General features: G+C 72.0%; 13 protein-coding genes. 5 read left to right on the top strand and 8 right to left on the bottom strand.

Features of this window, described 5'->3' with window-relative positions; all coding sequences use genetic code 11:
• Positions 1 to 144: 144 nt before the first annotated feature.
• Complete coding sequence (locus ADY01_RS21910; protein WP_078900495.1) at positions 145 to 783, bottom strand: RNA polymerase sigma factor; 639 nt, start codon at positions 781 to 783, stop codon at positions 145 to 147.
• 347 nt (positions 784 to 1,130) lie between these two features.
• Positions 1,131 to 2,729, bottom strand: coding sequence for a beta-N-acetylhexosaminidase (locus tag ADY01_RS21905; RefSeq protein ID WP_049576350.1), 1,599 nt, complete (start codon positions 2,727 to 2,729; stop codon positions 1,131 to 1,133).
• A 210-nt stretch (positions 2,730 to 2,939) separates the two neighbouring features.
• On the opposite strand from ADY01_RS21905, the gene sdhC reads away from it, so the two are divergent.
• From sdhC to ADY01_RS21885, 4 genes are read left to right on the top strand one after another with little or no spacing between them, the layout of a single operon-like run.
• Positions 2,940 to 3,320 carry a succinate dehydrogenase, cytochrome b556 subunit gene (sdhC, locus tag ADY01_RS21900; RefSeq protein WP_078900494.1) on the top strand — a complete coding sequence of 127 codons (381 nt, stop codon included), beginning with the start codon at positions 2,940 to 2,942 and terminating at the stop codon, positions 3,318 to 3,320.
• Between the two features lie 5 nt (positions 3,321 to 3,325).
• On the top strand, positions 3,326 to 3,823 hold the full coding sequence (locus ADY01_RS21895) for a succinate dehydrogenase hydrophobic membrane anchor subunit (RefSeq protein ID WP_078900497.1): 498 nt from the start codon (positions 3,326 to 3,328) through the stop codon (positions 3,821 to 3,823).
• A gap of 38 nt (positions 3,824 to 3,861) precedes the next feature.
• Positions 3,862 to 5,616: a succinate dehydrogenase flavoprotein subunit gene (gene sdhA, locus ADY01_RS21890; RefSeq protein ID WP_049576346.1), complete on the top strand. Its 1,755-nt coding sequence runs from the start codon at positions 3,862 to 3,864 to the stop codon at positions 5,614 to 5,616.
• Positions 5,616 to 6,407 (top strand): succinate dehydrogenase iron-sulfur subunit, encoded by a 792-nt coding sequence (locus tag ADY01_RS21885; protein ID WP_049576344.1) that lies wholly within the window; start codon positions 5,616 to 5,618, stop codon positions 6,405 to 6,407. The genes sdhA and ADY01_RS21885 overlap by 1 nt, the downstream gene beginning before the upstream one ends.
• A gap of 51 nt (positions 6,408 to 6,458) precedes the next feature.
• Here ADY01_RS21885 and ADY01_RS21880 read toward each other — a convergent pair whose 3' ends face one another.
• Together ADY01_RS21880 and ADY01_RS21875 are read right to left on the bottom strand one after the other, a co-directional pair.
• Positions 6,459 to 8,024 carry a choice-of-anchor I family protein gene (locus ADY01_RS21880; RefSeq protein WP_053171088.1) on the bottom strand — a complete coding sequence of 522 codons (1,566 nt, stop codon included), beginning with the start codon at positions 8,022 to 8,024 and terminating at the stop codon, positions 6,459 to 6,461.
• A gap of 89 nt (positions 8,025 to 8,113) precedes the next feature.
• Entirely contained in the window at positions 8,114 to 8,875 is a 762-nt protein-coding gene (locus ADY01_RS21875; RefSeq protein ID WP_049576353.1) for an SAM-dependent methyltransferase, read from the bottom strand.
• 73 nt (positions 8,876 to 8,948) lie between these two features.
• On the opposite strand from ADY01_RS21875, the gene ADY01_RS21870 reads away from it, so the two are divergent.
• A complete protein-coding gene (locus ADY01_RS21870) occupies positions 8,949 to 10,316 on the top strand; it encodes an FAD-binding oxidoreductase (RefSeq protein WP_049576342.1) in 1,368 nt (455 codons plus the stop codon).
• Positions 10,317 to 10,404: 88 nt separating this feature from the next.
• On the opposite strand, the gene ADY01_RS21865 is transcribed toward ADY01_RS21870, so the two are convergent.
• From ADY01_RS21865 to ADY01_RS21850, 4 genes are all read right to left on the bottom strand, one after another.
• Positions 10,405 to 11,217, bottom strand: coding sequence for a hypothetical protein (locus ADY01_RS21865; RefSeq protein WP_049576339.1), 813 nt, complete (start codon positions 11,215 to 11,217; stop codon positions 10,405 to 10,407).
• Positions 11,218 to 11,238: 21 nt separating this feature from the next.
• Positions 11,239 to 12,879, bottom strand: coding sequence for an ABC transporter substrate-binding protein (locus ADY01_RS21860; protein WP_049576336.1), 1,641 nt, complete (start codon positions 12,877 to 12,879; stop codon positions 11,239 to 11,241).
• Between the two features lie 128 nt (positions 12,880 to 13,007).
• On the bottom strand, positions 13,008 to 13,304 hold the full coding sequence (locus ADY01_RS21855) for a carboxypeptidase-like regulatory domain-containing protein (RefSeq protein ID WP_049576332.1): 297 nt from the start codon (positions 13,302 to 13,304) through the stop codon (positions 13,008 to 13,010).
• A gap of 147 nt (positions 13,305 to 13,451) precedes the next feature.
• On the bottom strand, positions 13,452 to 14,411 hold a 960-nt coding region (locus ADY01_RS21850), incomplete at its 5' end, for a metallophosphoesterase (RefSeq protein WP_049576329.1).

Here is a 14,411-nt window from a genome sequence, read left to right as displayed (position 1 = left end):
CCCGAGGTTCCCCCCGTACCTCAGGAAGCCCCCGGCGCGGGCGGGACTAGGGGGAAATGCTGCCCCGCCCGCGCCGGGGGCTTCCTGAGGTACGGGGGGAACCTCGGGAGTGCCCCGTAGGCCGGTGACCAGTCGGCCTGTTCCTTACTGCGCCGTAGCCTCGATTTCTGTTACACGCGTGGGGCGTGCGCCGGGCTCGTTCTGCTTCGTGGCCGTCGCGCCGCGCTCCTCTCCGTGCTCCACCATCTCGGCGAGGCGGCGCAGGCCGCGGTGGTTCGCTGTCCGGACCGCGCCGGGGCGGCAGCCGAGAAGCAGCGCCGCCCGCTTGGCGTCGAGCCCGAACAGCGTGCGTAAGACCACGGCCCCCGCCTGCTCCGCCGGCAGCTCCGCGACCAGCTCGAACGCCTTCGAGGTGGCGAGCGCGGCGATGGCCTCCTCGGCCGTGTCGGCGGACGAGGGCAGGTCGGCGAGCGCGTTCTCGTCGGCGCGCAGCTCCTGCGGTCGCCGGCCGCGCGCCCTGAGGTGATCCAGTGCGCGGTTGCGCGCGATGCGCGCCGTCCAGCCCCGGAAGCGGTCCGCGTCTCCGCTGAATCTCGACAGATCCCGCGATATGTGCAGCCACGCCTCGGCCGTGACGTCCTCCGCGTCGGGCTCGGCGACGATGGTGCGCACGTATCCCAGCAGGCGCGGGTGCACCGCGCGGAAGACCGCGTGGAAGGCGGTCTCGTCCCCCCCCTGGGCCGCATGTACCGCCGCGGTCAGGTCGATGTCTGCCCCCTGCACTCCCCGGCCCCCTTTTGCGGCACTGCACCGCAGTCTTCTCCCGAGCTGGTGACGGTACGTCTGGTGACCGCCGGTCTCGAATGACGGTGAGTCTCGAATGACGGTGGGACTCTAGTGACTGTGAGTCTCTCAGAACGCTACGCGTCCTCGACGGCTGAGTCCATGGCGCATTCAGCCGTATCCGCTCGGTAACAGAAAGGCGTGGTCGGACGCTGAAGAGGATACGGACCCGAGCCCCTTGGGGCTCGGGTCCGGCGGCAGCCGGGGTCTCTCCTGTGGGGGGTGGCGGCCCCGGCTGTGCCGCGTCGTTCCCGCGGCCCGCCCCCGCGGGGGCGGGCCGGCGGGCCTCAGGCCTCGACGCGGTCGGCGAGCTGAGTGAACTCGGCCCAGGTCAGCGATGGTTCCGCCGGGTCCCACAGCTTTTGCGCGACCGCGCGGAGCGGGAGCCGGATGCCGGCCGCCACCTCGTCCTGGGTCTGGGCGTCGGCAAGATCACACCAGACCGCGAACCGGCCTCCCGGCACATGGTCGGCGCCGGCGAAGCGGTCGGGAACGGGCGTGGTGCCCCGCAGGACGTCCGGCGTCCACTCGTCATAGATCCGCTCGCCGGTCGGATACGTGAACTCGTTCGGCTGGCCGAGCACGTAGTACAGGTACTCGGAGTTGAAGTTGATCAGCCGGAAGCCCTCGTCCAGGTACTCGACGGGCGGCCTGGCGCCCGCCTCGCGCCCGGTCCAGTAGGCCACCTGCCGGTCCTCGTCGGGGCGGACGACCCCGCCGCTGTGCATGCCGTCGTTCCACACCTGCGGCGTCTTGTCCTGCTTCCTGGCGGCCTCGGCCCGGTCGTTGAGCCATCCGGTGGCCAGGTCCCGCACGCCGGCGTCCCGGCCGAAGCGCTCACGCGCCGCCTCGGCGAGGCCCGGGTAGGTGGCCTCGGGGTCGGAGCTGAGCAGCGCGGTGTACTCGTCGCCGCCCAGGTGCAGATAGCGGCCGGGGAAGAGGTCGGCGTACTCGCGCAGCAGCTCGTCGATGAGCCTGCCCGCGTCGGGGTCGGCGATGTTGATGGCGCCCTCGGCCACGCTGCCGTCCTGGCGGCGCAGCTGGAGGTCGGGGTGGGCGGCCAGCACGGCGCCCAGGTGTCCCGGCGAGTCGATCTCGGGGATGACCTCGATGTGCAGCGACTCGGCCAGGTCGATGATGTCGCGGATCTCACGCTTGGTCAGGTGGTCCTCGGAGACCACCTCGGGGTGCGACTCGCTCTCGATCCTGAAGCCCTGGTCGTCGCTGAGGTGCAGCTGGAGCTGGTTCAGCTTGAGGTCGGCCATCTCGTGGAGCCGGTCCTCGATCCAGTCCGCGGAGAACGGCTTGCGCGCGATGTCGATCATCAGGCCGCGCTGCGGGCGGTCGGGGCGGTCGGTGACGGTGCCCTGGGGGGTGCCGCCGGCCGCGTTCACGTTCTGCACGAGGGTGCGGGTGCCGTAGAAGACCCCGGCCTCGGTGGAGCCGGTGATCCTGACCCTGCTGTCCTCGGTGACCAGGCGGTAGCCCTCGCGCCCGGTGTCGGCGTCCTCGTCGAGGGAGAGCACCACGTCGCCGTCCCGCGCGCCCCCGTCGGCCCGCTCGGCGTCGAGGTCGGCGGCGAGCCGGTCGGCCTCGTCGTCCAGGGGCCCGTCCTCGTCCGCCACCACGCGGGTTCCTTCCGCCGGGGCCCAGCCGGGGCCCGAGGCGGAGTCGAAGGACCGGACGGAGGGGATCGTCTCGGGTGGCCCGTCGGGACCGTCGGGCAGCGGGGACGGGGAGTCCTGGGCCACGTGCTGCCTGATCGTTCCGGGGGCGTCCCCGGCCGGTGTGTCGTTCCCCCGCTGAGCCACGGTGACCAGCGCGCCGGTGGCGATGACCAGCGCAGCCGCGACCAGTGCGAATATTCGCCAGTGCGCATGCCGCATACGTTCGACGGTAGCCGTTGACCGGGACTCGGCAACCGGGTGAGCGGTCCGCGGCCACCTCGCCCACCGGCGCGCCGCCGCGCGCGGCCACGTCCGGTCCGGCCCCTCCCCTGGCCGGACGGGGCCCCTCGCGCCGATACGATGACCGCGGCCGGTGAACCGTACCGGCCGGGCCACCGGCCCTGAGAGTGAGTCGTGAAGGGTTCTTCCGTGCCGGCAGGAACGATGTACCGCGGCCGGGAAGGCATGTGGTCATGGGTGGCACACCGCGTCACCGGTGTCCTCATCTTCTTCTTCCTGTTCGTCCATGTGCTGGACACCGCCCTCGTCCGCGTCTCGCCCGAGGCGTACGACACGACGATCGAGGTCTACAAGACGCCCGTGGTGGCCGTGATGGAGTACGGACTGGTCGCCGCGGTGCTGTTCCACGCGCTCAACGGGCTCCGGGTCGTCGCCGTCGACTTCTGGGCCAACGGCGCGCGCTACCAGCGCCCGATGCTGTGGACCGTGGTGGGCGCGTGGGCCGTGCTGATGGCGGGCGCCGCCTATCCGGTGCTCGGGCACGCGTTCCGTGAGCTGTTCGGGAGCTGATGACCATGCCAGTCGAGTCCGCCGGGATCACTGCCGTCTCCGAGATCGACGCCGACGGCGTGCTGGGCTCCGGGCGCTACGGCCCCGGCAACCCCGCGCCCGTCATCGAGCCGCCGCGCGCCCGCACGCGCCGCACGCCGCGCACCACCAGGACCAACTTCGAGCTGTACGGCTGGCTCTTCATGCGGGTCTCCGGGATCCTCCTGGTCATCCTGGTGGTCACCCACCTGATGATCCAGCTGGTGCTGGACGGCGGCGTGAGCAAGGTCAGCTTCGCGTTCGTCGCGGGCCGCTGGGCCTCGCCCTTCTGGCAGGTCTGGGACCTGCTCATGCTCTGGCTCGCGATGCTGCACGGCGGCAACGGCCTGCGGACGATCATCAACGACTACGCCCAGCGCGACGCCACGCGCTTCTGGCTGAAGATGCTGCTGTACACGGCCACGGTCTTCACCGTGCTGCTGGGCACCCTGGTGATCTTCACCTTCGATCCGAACATCACCTGATCCACCCGGGGCCCCACGAGAGCGGTTTGACGAGAGCCATGCAGATCCACACGTACGACACCGTCATCGTCGGCGCCGGTGGCGCGGGCATGCGCGCGGCCATCGAGGCCACCAAGCGCGGCCGCACCGCGGTCCTGACCAAGCTCTACCCCACCCGTTCGCACACCGGCGCGGCGCAGGGCGGCATGGCCGCGGCCCTGGCGAACGTCGAGGACGACAACTGGGAGTGGCACACCTTCGACACCGTCAAGGGCGGCGACTACCTGGTCGACCAGGACGCCGCCGAGATCCTGGCGAAGGAGGCCATCGACTCGGTCCTCGACCTGGAGAAGATGGGCCTGCCGTTCAACAGGACGCCCGACGGCCGGATCGACCAGCGCCGCTTCGGCGGCCACAGCCGCAACCACGGCGAGGCGCCCGTGCGGCGCTCGTGCTACGCGGCGGACCGCACCGGCCACATGATCCTCCAGACGCTCTACCAGAACTGCGTGAAGGAGGGCGTGGAGTTCTACAACGAGTTCTACGTCCTGGACCTGCTGCTCACCGAGGTGGGCGGGGTGCGCACGACGGCCGGCGTGGTGGCGTACGAGCTGGCGACCGGGGAGCTGCACGTCTTCCAGGCCAAGGCCGTGGTCTTCGCCTCGGGCGGCAACGGCAAGTTCTACAAGGTCACCTCGAACGCGCACACCCTCACCGGCGACGGCCAGGCGGCGGCGTTCCGGCGCGGACTGCCGCTGGAGGACATGGAGTTCTTCCAGTTCCACCCGACCGGCATCTGGAAGATGGGCATCCTGCTCACCGAGGGCGCCCGCGGCGAGGGCGGCATCCTGCGGAACAAGGACGGCGAGCGCTTCATGGAGAAGTACGCGCCGGTGATGAAGGACCTCGCCTCGCGGGACGTGGTCTCGCGCTCCATCTACACCGAGATCCGCGAGGGCCGCGGCTGCGGCCCCGACGGCGACCACGTCTATCTGGACCTGACGCACCTGCCGCCCGAGCAGCTGGACGCCAAGCTGCCGGACATCACCGAGTTCGCCAGGACCTATCTGGGCATCGAGCCGTACACCGACCCGATCCCGATCCAGCCGACCGCCCACTACGCGATGGGCGGCATCCCGACGAACGTCCGCGGCGAGGTGCTGAGCAACAACACCGACGTCGTGCCGGGCCTGTACGCGGCCGGGGAGGTCGCCTGCGTCTCGGTGCACGGCGCCAACCGCCTGGGCACCAACTCCCTGCTCGACATCAACGTGTTCGGCCGCCGCGCCGGGCTGGCCGCCGCCGCGTACGCGGCGGGCGCGGACCTGGTGGAGCTGCCCGCCGACCCGGCGCGCTCCGTCGCCGAGGAGGTCGAACGGATGCGGACCGCGACGGGCCCCGAGCGGGTGCCGGAGATCCGCAAGGCGCTCCAGGACACCATGGACAGGAACGCGATGGTCTTCCGCACCGAGCAGACGCTCAAGGAGGCGCTGGAGGACGTCACGGCGCTGCGCAAGCGGTTCCGGAACGTGTCGGTCCAGGACAAGGGCCGGCGGTTCAACACCGACCTGCTGGAGGCCCTCGAACTGGGGAACCTGCTGGAGCTGGCCGAGGTGCTCGTGGTCTCGGCGCTGGCCCGCAAGGAGTCCCGGGGCGGCCACTACCGCGAGGACCACCCGCACCGCGACGACGTCAACTTCATGCGGCACACCATGGCCTATCGCGAAGTGGACTCCGAAGGAAACGAAACGATCCGGCTCGACTACAAGCCGGTCGTGCAGACCCGCTACCAGCCGACGGAGCGTACGTACTGATGGCCACCCCCACGCTGGAGAAGCCCGAGCCCGGATCAGGTCCCGGTGCCGAGCCCACCGACCACCTGGTGACGGTGACGTTCCGGATCCGCCGGTTCAACCCGGAGTCCTCCGAGCACGCGTTCTGGCAGGACTTCACGCTGCGGATCGACCCCAAGGAGCGGGTGCTCGACGCCCTGCACCAGATCAAGTGGGAGGAGGACGGCACCCTCACGTTCCGCCGCTCCTGCGCGCACGGCATCTGCGGCTCGGACGCGGTGCGGATCAACGGCAGGAACCGGCTGGCCTGCAAGACCCTGATCAAGGACGTCGCCGACCTCGGCGGCGGCCCCAAGGCCAAGCCGGTGGTCATCGAGGCGATCAAGGGCATGACGGTCCTCAAGGACCTGATCGTGGACATGGAGCCGTTCTTCCAGGCCTACCGGGACGTGATGCCCTTCCTGGTCACCACGGGGAACGAGCCGACGCGCGAGCGCCGCCAGTCCGCGGCGGAACGGGAGCGTTTCGACGACACCACCAAGTGCATCCTGTGCGCGGCGTGCACGTCGGCCTGCCCGGTCTTCTGGAACGACGGCCAGTACTTCGGCCCCGCGGCGATCGTGAACGCGCACCGCTTCATCTTCGACTCCCGCGACGAGGGCGGTGAGCAGCGCCTGGAGATCCTGAACGACCGCGACGGCGTCTGGCGCTGCCGCACGATCTTCAACTGCACCGACGCCTGCCCCCGCGGCATCGAGGTGACCAAGGCCATCCAGGAGGTCAAGCAGGCCCTGATCACCCGGCGCTTCTGACGGGCGTCGCGCCGGGCCCCGCGGGTGGCGGCCCGGCGCGCCGGGGAGGCGTCAGCCGATCCGGTAGACCGCCGTGGTGCCGCTGGACTCGTGGCCGACCACCAGCAGCGGGTGGCCGTTGGGGCTGTCGTCCGCCGGGATGAACGTCAGGCCCTCCGGGCCGAGGTCGCCCGCCGTCCCCGCCTCGGGGTCACCGGTGAAGTCGCGGGAGTTGACGTAGCCCGCGAGCTCGGGGTGGCGGGGGTCGGAGAGGTCGTAGGCCACCACGCCGCCCACGCGTTCGAGACCGGCGAACGCGTACTCCGTGCCGCCGACGCGGCCGACCGTGACGCCCTCGGGCTCGGGGCCCTTGGCGTCGCTGCGCGAGTCGGGCGCGTTCTCCGTGTTGTCGGTGTTGAAGTCGTCCGGGTGGCGCTCGGCGACGAGGCGTTCGAGGTCGTCGCCCGAGTCCCACACCACCCGGCCGCGCGGGTCGAGGACCGAGAGCGACCGGCCGCCGAGCGCGTGGAGTTCGGTGACGCGGCCCTGGCGGTCGCGCGGCGAGGTGGCGCTGATCGTCAGGCGGCCCAGCGCCTCGGGCCGCTGGAGCTCGGCGGCGTCGGGGAAGGCGCGCGGGGAGAGGGTGACGTCCTCGACGCGCTCCTCCTCGGCGTAGCAGTCCCACTCGCGGGCGTCGCCCTCGTTGGCCGTGATCAGGTAGTCGCCCCTGGCGAACGAGGCGATGCCGTCCGGCTCGTAGAGGCCGCGCACCGGCCAGCGGCCTATCGCCGCGCCGCCGTCCTCGTCGGAGGGGTCGAGCCCGGCGCCGCGCCTGCCGTGGTCCTTGGTGCCCAGCGGCTCGACGCGGGTGACGCGCGCCCGGGCCAGGTCGACCACGGCGATCGCGTTGTTCTCCTGGAGGGTCACATAGGCGGTGCGGCCGTCGGCGGAGACCGCGGGGTACTCGGGCTCGAAGTCCTGGGCGGCGGAGGCACCGGGCCCGTAGATGCGGACGCCCTGGCGGCGCAGCCGGTCCTCCGAGCCGTTCCAGGCGCGGAAGTCGGCGGTGCGCACGCTGTCGACGCGGCCCTCGTGCAGGGTGATCACCGAGATCGTGCCCTGCGGGTCGACGCCGTCCTCCTCGCAGTAGGAGGCGGGCTCCCCCTCGTTGGCGACGACCAGGCGGCGCCCGTCCGGGGAGAAGGCGACGGCGTCGGGGAGCGCGCCCACGGTGACCGACTCGATCGGCGCGCCGTCGGCGGCGTCGAAGAACGAGACCGTGCCGGGGCGCACCTTGTCGGACGCCTCCTGGGCGACGGCGACCAGGCCGTCGTGGACGGCGACGCTGTTGGCTCCCGGGGTGGCCAGCTCCGCCACCTTCACCGGCTTCGCCGGGTCCGAGATGTCCAGGACGTCGACGGTGCCGCGCTCGGCGTTGACGGTGAACACCCGCCGGGTGGCGGCGTCATAGGCGGTGATCTCGGCCGCGCCCTCGTCGAACGCGCCGGACTCGTACCGGCCCAGGAGGGTCAGCTCCAGTTCACCGCCGGGCCGCGCGTCCTGGGCGGCGGCGGGCGCCAGGGCGGTGGCACCGAGCAGGGCGGCGGCGCCGAACAGGGCGCATCTTCGGTATTTCATGCGCCGGATGCTCGCCCGCCCTCACGCCACCCCGGTGAACTCCGGGGGGAGCGCGGGTGAACGTCGTCCGCCCCACCGGAGGGCGCCGCTCAGCGCGCGTCGCGCAGGACCATGGTCACGAAGCCGAGCGTGCCGCGATAGCCGTGGAGCCAGGCGGCGCGGTGGGCGGCGGCGGTCTCCCTGGCCTCGCCCGCGTGCGGGTGGTCCGGGTGGTCGAGGGCCCAGCGGGCGAGCGACCCCGTCCAGCACCACTCGTACTCGTCCCACTCGTCCCGGGTCGAGGTGTGGGCGTAGACCGGCTCCCAGTCGGCCGCGGTGACGCGGTCCACGGTGGTGCCCAGGTCGGTGTAGTCGCCCGGGACCGCGCCCAGCGCGTCCAGCACGTCGGGCCCCGGCTCGCGCTCCCAGAAGCCCTCCCCCACCACCACGCAACCGCCGGGCGCCAGTTGGCGGCTGGCGGCGGCCAGCGTGGAGAGGAGCCCGCCGAAGGCGTGCGTGGCCCCCACGCACAGGACCACGTCGAACGGCTCCTCCGGCTCCTCGGCGGCGAAGCGCGCCGCGTCCGCCTCGTGCAGCGTGAGGCGGTCGGCCACGCCGAGGCGGCTCGCCTCGGCCCTGGCCCACTCCAGCGAGTCGGCCGCGGTGTCCACTCCCACGGCGAAGGAGCCCTCCCAGCCGGTCAGGGCGGTGAGCGGCCACATCGCCTGGCCGCAGCCGAGGTCCAGGAGGCGCTTCCCGCCCCCGGAGTGGTTCATCGCGGCGGCGAGCACGGCCCGGAAGGAGTCGCCGTGCAGCGGGGCGGCGATCGGATGGTCGGCATGGGTGATCAGGTGGCGGGAGTAACGTCGCATCGTTCCGTAGCCTTCCACAGCCGACGCCGAACCGACCATGGGTTTTTCCCCCGGGGAGTGCGAAGCTTCCCTTATGAGCACTCTTGTCGCACGGCTGCGCGAGGGGCTGCCCGCGGAGGCGGTCCTGACCGACAGCGATGTCACCGCGTCCTATGCCCACGACATGGCGAGCTTCTGTCCCGCGGGCACACCCGCGGCCGTCGTCCTGCCCCGCACGGTCGACCAGGTGCGCCATGTGATGCGTACCGCGAGCGAGTTGCGGGTCCCCGTGGTCCCGCAGGGCGCCAGAACGGGCCTGTCGGGCGGGGCCAACGCCGTCGACGGCTGCGTGGTGCTCTCCCTCGTCCGGATGGACCGCATCCTGGAGATCGACCCGGTGAACCGTTTCGCCGTCGTCGAGCCCGGCGTGGTCAACGCCGACCTGTCCAAGGCGGTCGCCGCGCACGGCCTGGCCTACCCGCCCGACCCGTCGAGCTGGGAGCAGTGCACCATCGGCGGGAACATCGGCACCGGCTCGGGCGGCCTGTGCTGCGTCAAGTACGGGGTGACGGCCGAGTACGTGCTCGGCCTGGACGTGGTGCTCGCCGACGGCAGGCTGCTGACGACCGGGCGGCGCACCGCCAAGGGCGTCGCCGGGTACGACCTCACCCGTCTGTTCGTCGGCTCCGAGGGAACGCTGGGCGTGGTGGTGGGCGCCGTCCTCGCGCTCAAGCCCGCGCCGCCGCGGCAGCTGGTGCTGGCCGCCGAGTTCGGCTCCTCCGCGGCGGCGGGCGAGGCGGTCTGCCGGATCATGGCGGAGGGCCACACGCCCTCGCTGCTCGAACTGATGGACGCGACGACGATCGCCGCCGTCAACCGGATGACAAGGATGGGACTGCCCGAGTCCACGCGGGCGCTGCTGCTGGCGGCGTTCGACACCGCCGACCCCGCCGCCGACCTCGCGGCGGTCGCCGAGCTGTGCCGGGAAGCGGGGGCGACCGAGGTGGTGCCGGCCGAGGACGACGCCGAGTCCGAGATGCTGCTCGCCGCGCGCCGCTCCGCGCTGGTGGCGCTCGAAGCGGTGAAGGGCACCACGATGATCGACGACGTGTGCGTGCCGCGCAGCGCCCTGGCCGACCTGCTGGACGGCGTGGCCGCCATCGCCGAGCGCCACGACCTCACCATCGGCGTGTGCGCGCACGCGGGCGACGGCAACACGCACCCCACCGTGTGCTTCGACGCCTCCGACGAGGACGAGGCACGGCGGGCGCGGGCCTCGTTCGACGAGATCATGGCCCTGGGCCTGGACCTGGGCGGGACCATCACGGGCGAGCACGGCGTCGGCGTCCTCAAGCGCGAGTGGCTGGCCCGCGAACTGGGACCCGTCGGCCTGGAGTTGCAGCGCTCCATCCGTCAGGCGTTCGACCCGCTCTCGATCCTGAACCCGGGAAAGGTGCTCTAGGCGCCGCCTGCTCGGAGCGTGGGGCGGCTTCCACGCCTGGCTTGGGTGGCCGCCCTACCCACCAACCCCAGCCACCACGGCCGCACCCCTAGAGCTTGCGCGTGCACAGCCCGTCGAGGAGCCGTTGGCGGAGTTCCTCGGGGTCGCGGGCGAGTTCGGGGACGACGTGGTTGATCCAGTCGTGCGCCACCCGGTCGAGGGCCTGGCCGATCGCCCGCCGCATCATGCGGCGGGTCGCGAGCAGCGGCACCGCGGCGACCGGGCGGGCCAGGCCGCGGCCCCTGAGCATGGTGACGACGTCGATCTGCCAGGTGCCCTCGGCGCCCGCCCGGGGGCTGGCCTGGATCGCGGCGCGCAGTATCGGGTGACGGACGCGGAGGACCAGCGCCGGGCGGGCCGACGTCCCGGCGCCGTCCGCCGCCTCCCACCAGCGCGCGAAGTCGAGCGAGCCGTGCAGCGTGAACCATCGCATCCGCCTGCGCCGCCCGTCCGGGCGGGTCAGCGCCCCGTCCACGGACAGGTCGAGCCGTTCCGGCCGTTCCGCGCTGTGCAGGCGCAGCACCGAGACGACCCGCCCGCTGGCGGTCTCCGCGCCGTCGGGGAAGGTGTACGCGGGGTGCGTGACCTCGACCCGCACGCCGGTCTCCCGGTCGCGGTCCCAGGCCAGCACCTCCGACTCGACGGTCTGCTCGTGGCTGTCGACCAGGCCGTACCGGGCGCCGGGGCGCAGGTGCTCCCCCTTGCGCAGCTCGGCGCCGACCACGGGCCGGCCGTCCTCGGCGACCAGCGTGCCGCCCTGGGCCCGCAGGCTTTCGAGGACCGTGTGCGCCACGCCGATGGAGCCCTCGACCTGGGGCCGGGTGACGGATGTGAGGAGGATCGTGTGCCGTAGGCGTGCCATGAACGCATCCTGCCGTAAGGATCAGACCCGGCGCAGTTCCCAGAGCCTCCACACGCCGCCGTTGCTGGCGAGGTGCTGGATGCCGGTGATGTCCTGGCCGCTGATGGTGATCGCCTTGTCCTGGAAGATCGGGATGATCGGCGCCGACTCGGTGGCGCGCTCGTGGATGATCCTGAACTCCTCGGAGGCCCGGCCGCGGTCCGGCTCCTGCCGGGTGGTGGCGATCCTGCCGTTGATGTCGTCGCTGCTGAACCCGGTGTTCAGGCCGTCCCCCGGACCGAGCAGCACATCGGTGAACGCGGCCGGGTCCGGGTAGTCGGCCACCCAGCTGACGAGGTAGGCGTCGTAGGGGTCGTTGCCGTAGAGCGTGGGAACGAACTCGGCCCAGTCGTAGTAGGTGATCTCGACCTCGAACAGGCCGTCGGCCTCCAGCTGCTGCTCGACCACCCGCGCCTCCTCGTGGTTCGCGGCGCCCCGCGAGTACCCGAGGGCGAACGGGACGGGCAGCTCGTACCCGGCGTTCTCCAGCTCCTGCCGCAGTTCCTCGGCGTCGCTGTCGCGGTACCGGTCGTAGTACGGCGTGCCGTGGCCGGTGAAGCCCACCGGTATCAGGGAGTAGAGCGACTCGACGGTGTTCCGGTGGACGTGCCGGGTGATCGCCTCGCGGTCGAGCATGGCGGCGGCCGCCTGCCGCAGGGCCGCGTCCGCCATCGGCGCGCCCTCGCGGGTGTTGAAGCCCAGCACGCGGATCGAGGCGCCGGTGGACTCGGTGACGCGGTAGTCGAGGTCGCTGCTGTCGAAGTCGGCCATGATCTGCGGCGGCATCTTGCCGTCGTTGACGTCGATCTCGCCGTTCTCCCATGCCTCGGCGAGCAGTTCCTCGGCCGGGGTGCCGTCCTCGCCCTCGGTGAAGTACCGGATGGTGATGGGGAATTCGGCCGACTGGTTGGCGCCCTGGTAGTCCGGGTTCGGTTCGAGCGCGGCGTACTCGTAGGGCTCGTAGTCGGTCAGGACGTACGGGCCCGAGCCCACCGCCTCGCCGTCGTCGCGTGGCTCGGACTCCTCGTAGCTCTCGCTGTCCACGATGGCGCCCGCGCTGCCCGCGACGATGAACGGGAAGGTGGCGTCCGGCTGGTTGAGCTCGAAGATGATGTCCTGGCCGTCGATCCGCACGGCCTCCAGGCTGGCCAGCAGGCTGGCGGGCCCGGCGAAGCTGAACTTCTCGTCCTCCGGGATGCTCTCGTCGGCCTTCTCGCGCTCGGCGCGCTCGGCCATGGCGAGGATGCGGTCGTAGGAGAACTTGACGTCCGCCGGCGTCACGGTGCGCCCGCTGCTGAACGTGAGGTCGTCCCTGAGGGTGCACCGGAAGACCGTGAGCTGACCGTCCGCGAAGTCGCACTGCTCGGCGGCGTCGGGCACCGGCCGCTCCAGGCCGGGCGCGTAGGTGAGCAACGACTGGTACAGGTTGCTCACGAGCATGGCGGCCCCCGCGTCGTAGGCGCCGCCCGGGTCGATCATCGAGGGCGTGGAGCTGCTGCCCACGACGATCGGCTCCTTCTCGCCGTCGTCGGACTGGAAGAACATCCAGCCGCCGATCGCACCGACGACCAACACCACGGCCAGCCCGATGCCTATGGCCCCTCTGGCCCGGATCCGTCGCACTCCCCGCGCCCTTCCTCGGAAGACTGTCGCGGGGTCAGCCAATCACAGCGCTCAGGCCCACGCACCACACTCGAGCAACGGACCGGCCACAACTTGGGCCGGGACGCGGGGGAACGCCGTTCCCGGGGTCAGTCCGCGACCACGCCGGGGACGTCGATGCGGAACTCGACCTCCACCGGCCTGCCTTCGAGCCTGACCGCCACGCTCTGGCTCCCGAGCTGAGGGGAGAAGACGGCCAGCAGGTAGTCCCCGTGGTCCGGGGCCGCCACCGTGAAACCGCCGTCCTCCGCGCTGCGTGTCTTCACCAGACTCCGTCCGCCCCCGGAGGCCGACAGTGTCACCACGGCCCGCGGCAGCGCGACCCCGAGGGAGTCACGCACCCGGCCCCGGATGATGAGGGCCTCCGCCCCGGCCTCGTCCGCCATGCCCCACGCTCCTCCGCCACCGCGTTCTGTTTCCGTCACGCTGTCACTTTGTTCCCTGGTCGTTATCCAAGACACCAGGAGCGCCCGAATAGTTGACTCGCACGACAGGTTGAGACGAAAACAGGACAATCACATGCGCGGAACGTTTCAGGCTTGACCGGAGGCGAGCTCGATCAGGGTGACGTCCGGGTCGGCGCCGATGCGCACCGGCGGGCCCCAGGCCCCCGCGCCGCGGCTGACGTAGAGCTGGGTGTCGCCATAGTGCTCCAGGCCCGCCAGCGTGGGGTTGGCGAGCGCGGCGAGGTAGGTGACGGGCCACACCTGGCCGCCGTGGGTGTGCCCCGAGAGCTGGAGGTCCACGCCGTGGTCCACCGCGTCATGGATGGTCACCGGCTGGTGGGACATGAGGACGGAGGCGCGCTGGGGGTCCCGGTCGCCGAGCGCGGCCTCGAAGTCGGGCCCGCCGACCGCGGTGCCCTCGCCGTCCACGTCGTTGATCCCGGCCAGGTCGAAGTGGGCCAGCTCCTCGCGGGTGTTCTCCAGCGGAACGAGGCCGAGCTCGCGCAGGTGATCGAGCCACTCCCGGGTGCCGTCCACCATGTACTCGTGGTTGCCCGTCACGAAGTAGGAGCCGTCGGTGGCGCGCAGCTGCGCGAGCGGCGCGGCGGCGGACCGCAGGTCGTCCACCTCCGCGTCCACCAGGTCGCCGACGACGGCGATCAGGTCGGGCTGGGTGCGGTTGATCGTGTCCACCACGCGCTGGCAGTGGGAGCGGCCCATCAGCGGGCCCAGGTGGATGTCGCTGACCACCGCCACGCGGTAGCCGTGCGCGGCGCGCGGCAGCTTGGCCAGGGATATGGTCAGCCGCTTGGTCCGCAGGCGCCTGGCCGCGTAGGTGCCGTACCCCATGGCGCTGGCCGCGACCACGCCGGCCGAGACGGCGGCGACGCGGGAGACGAGCCGCCTGCGCGAGATTTCGGCGGGATCCAGCGGGTGCCCCTTGCCCTTTCCGCCGTCCCCCGTCCCGCTTCCGTCCCCGCTTCCGCCGTCCCCCGTCCCGCTTCCGTCGCCCGACGGCCCGGCCGCCGCGGGCCCCCGCTCCTCGGC

This window comes from Streptomyces sp. SBT349 (assembly GCF_001083795.1).
Taxonomy (GTDB): Bacteria; Actinomycetota; Actinomycetes; order Streptomycetales; family Streptomycetaceae; genus Streptomyces.
This window is presented reverse-complemented; position numbering and strand designations above follow the sequence as displayed.

Excerpts from the sequence above, each read along its gene's own strand:
- ADY01_RS21870 (WP_049576342.1), top strand. The coding sequence starts at position 8,949 with ATGAGCACTCTTGTCGCACGGCTGCGCGAGGGGCTGCCCGCGGAGGCG.
- ADY01_RS21880 (WP_053171088.1), bottom strand. The coding sequence starts at position 8,024 with ATGAAATACCGAAGATGCGCCCTGTTCGGCGCCGCCGCCCTGCTCGGT.
- ADY01_RS21905 (WP_049576350.1), bottom strand. The coding sequence starts at position 2,729 with ATGCGGCATGCGCACTGGCGAATATTCGCACTGGTCGCGGCTGCGCTG.
- ADY01_RS21865 (WP_049576339.1), bottom strand. The coding sequence starts at position 11,217 with ATGGCACGCCTACGGCACACGATCCTCCTCACATCCGTCACCCGGCCC.
- ADY01_RS21875 (WP_049576353.1), bottom strand. The coding sequence starts at position 8,875 with ATGCGACGTTACTCCCGCCACCTGATCACCCATGCCGACCATCCGATC.
- ADY01_RS21895 (WP_078900497.1), top strand. The coding sequence starts at position 3,326 with ATGCCAGTCGAGTCCGCCGGGATCACTGCCGTCTCCGAGATCGACGCC.
- ADY01_RS21855 (WP_049576332.1), bottom strand. The coding sequence starts at position 13,304 with ATGGCGGACGAGGCCGGGGCGGAGGCCCTCATCATCCGGGGCCGGGTG.
- ADY01_RS21885 (WP_049576344.1), top strand. The coding sequence starts at position 5,616 with ATGGCCACCCCCACGCTGGAGAAGCCCGAGCCCGGATCAGGTCCCGGT.
- sdhA (WP_049576346.1), top strand. The coding sequence starts at position 3,862 with ATGCAGATCCACACGTACGACACCGTCATCGTCGGCGCCGGTGGCGCG.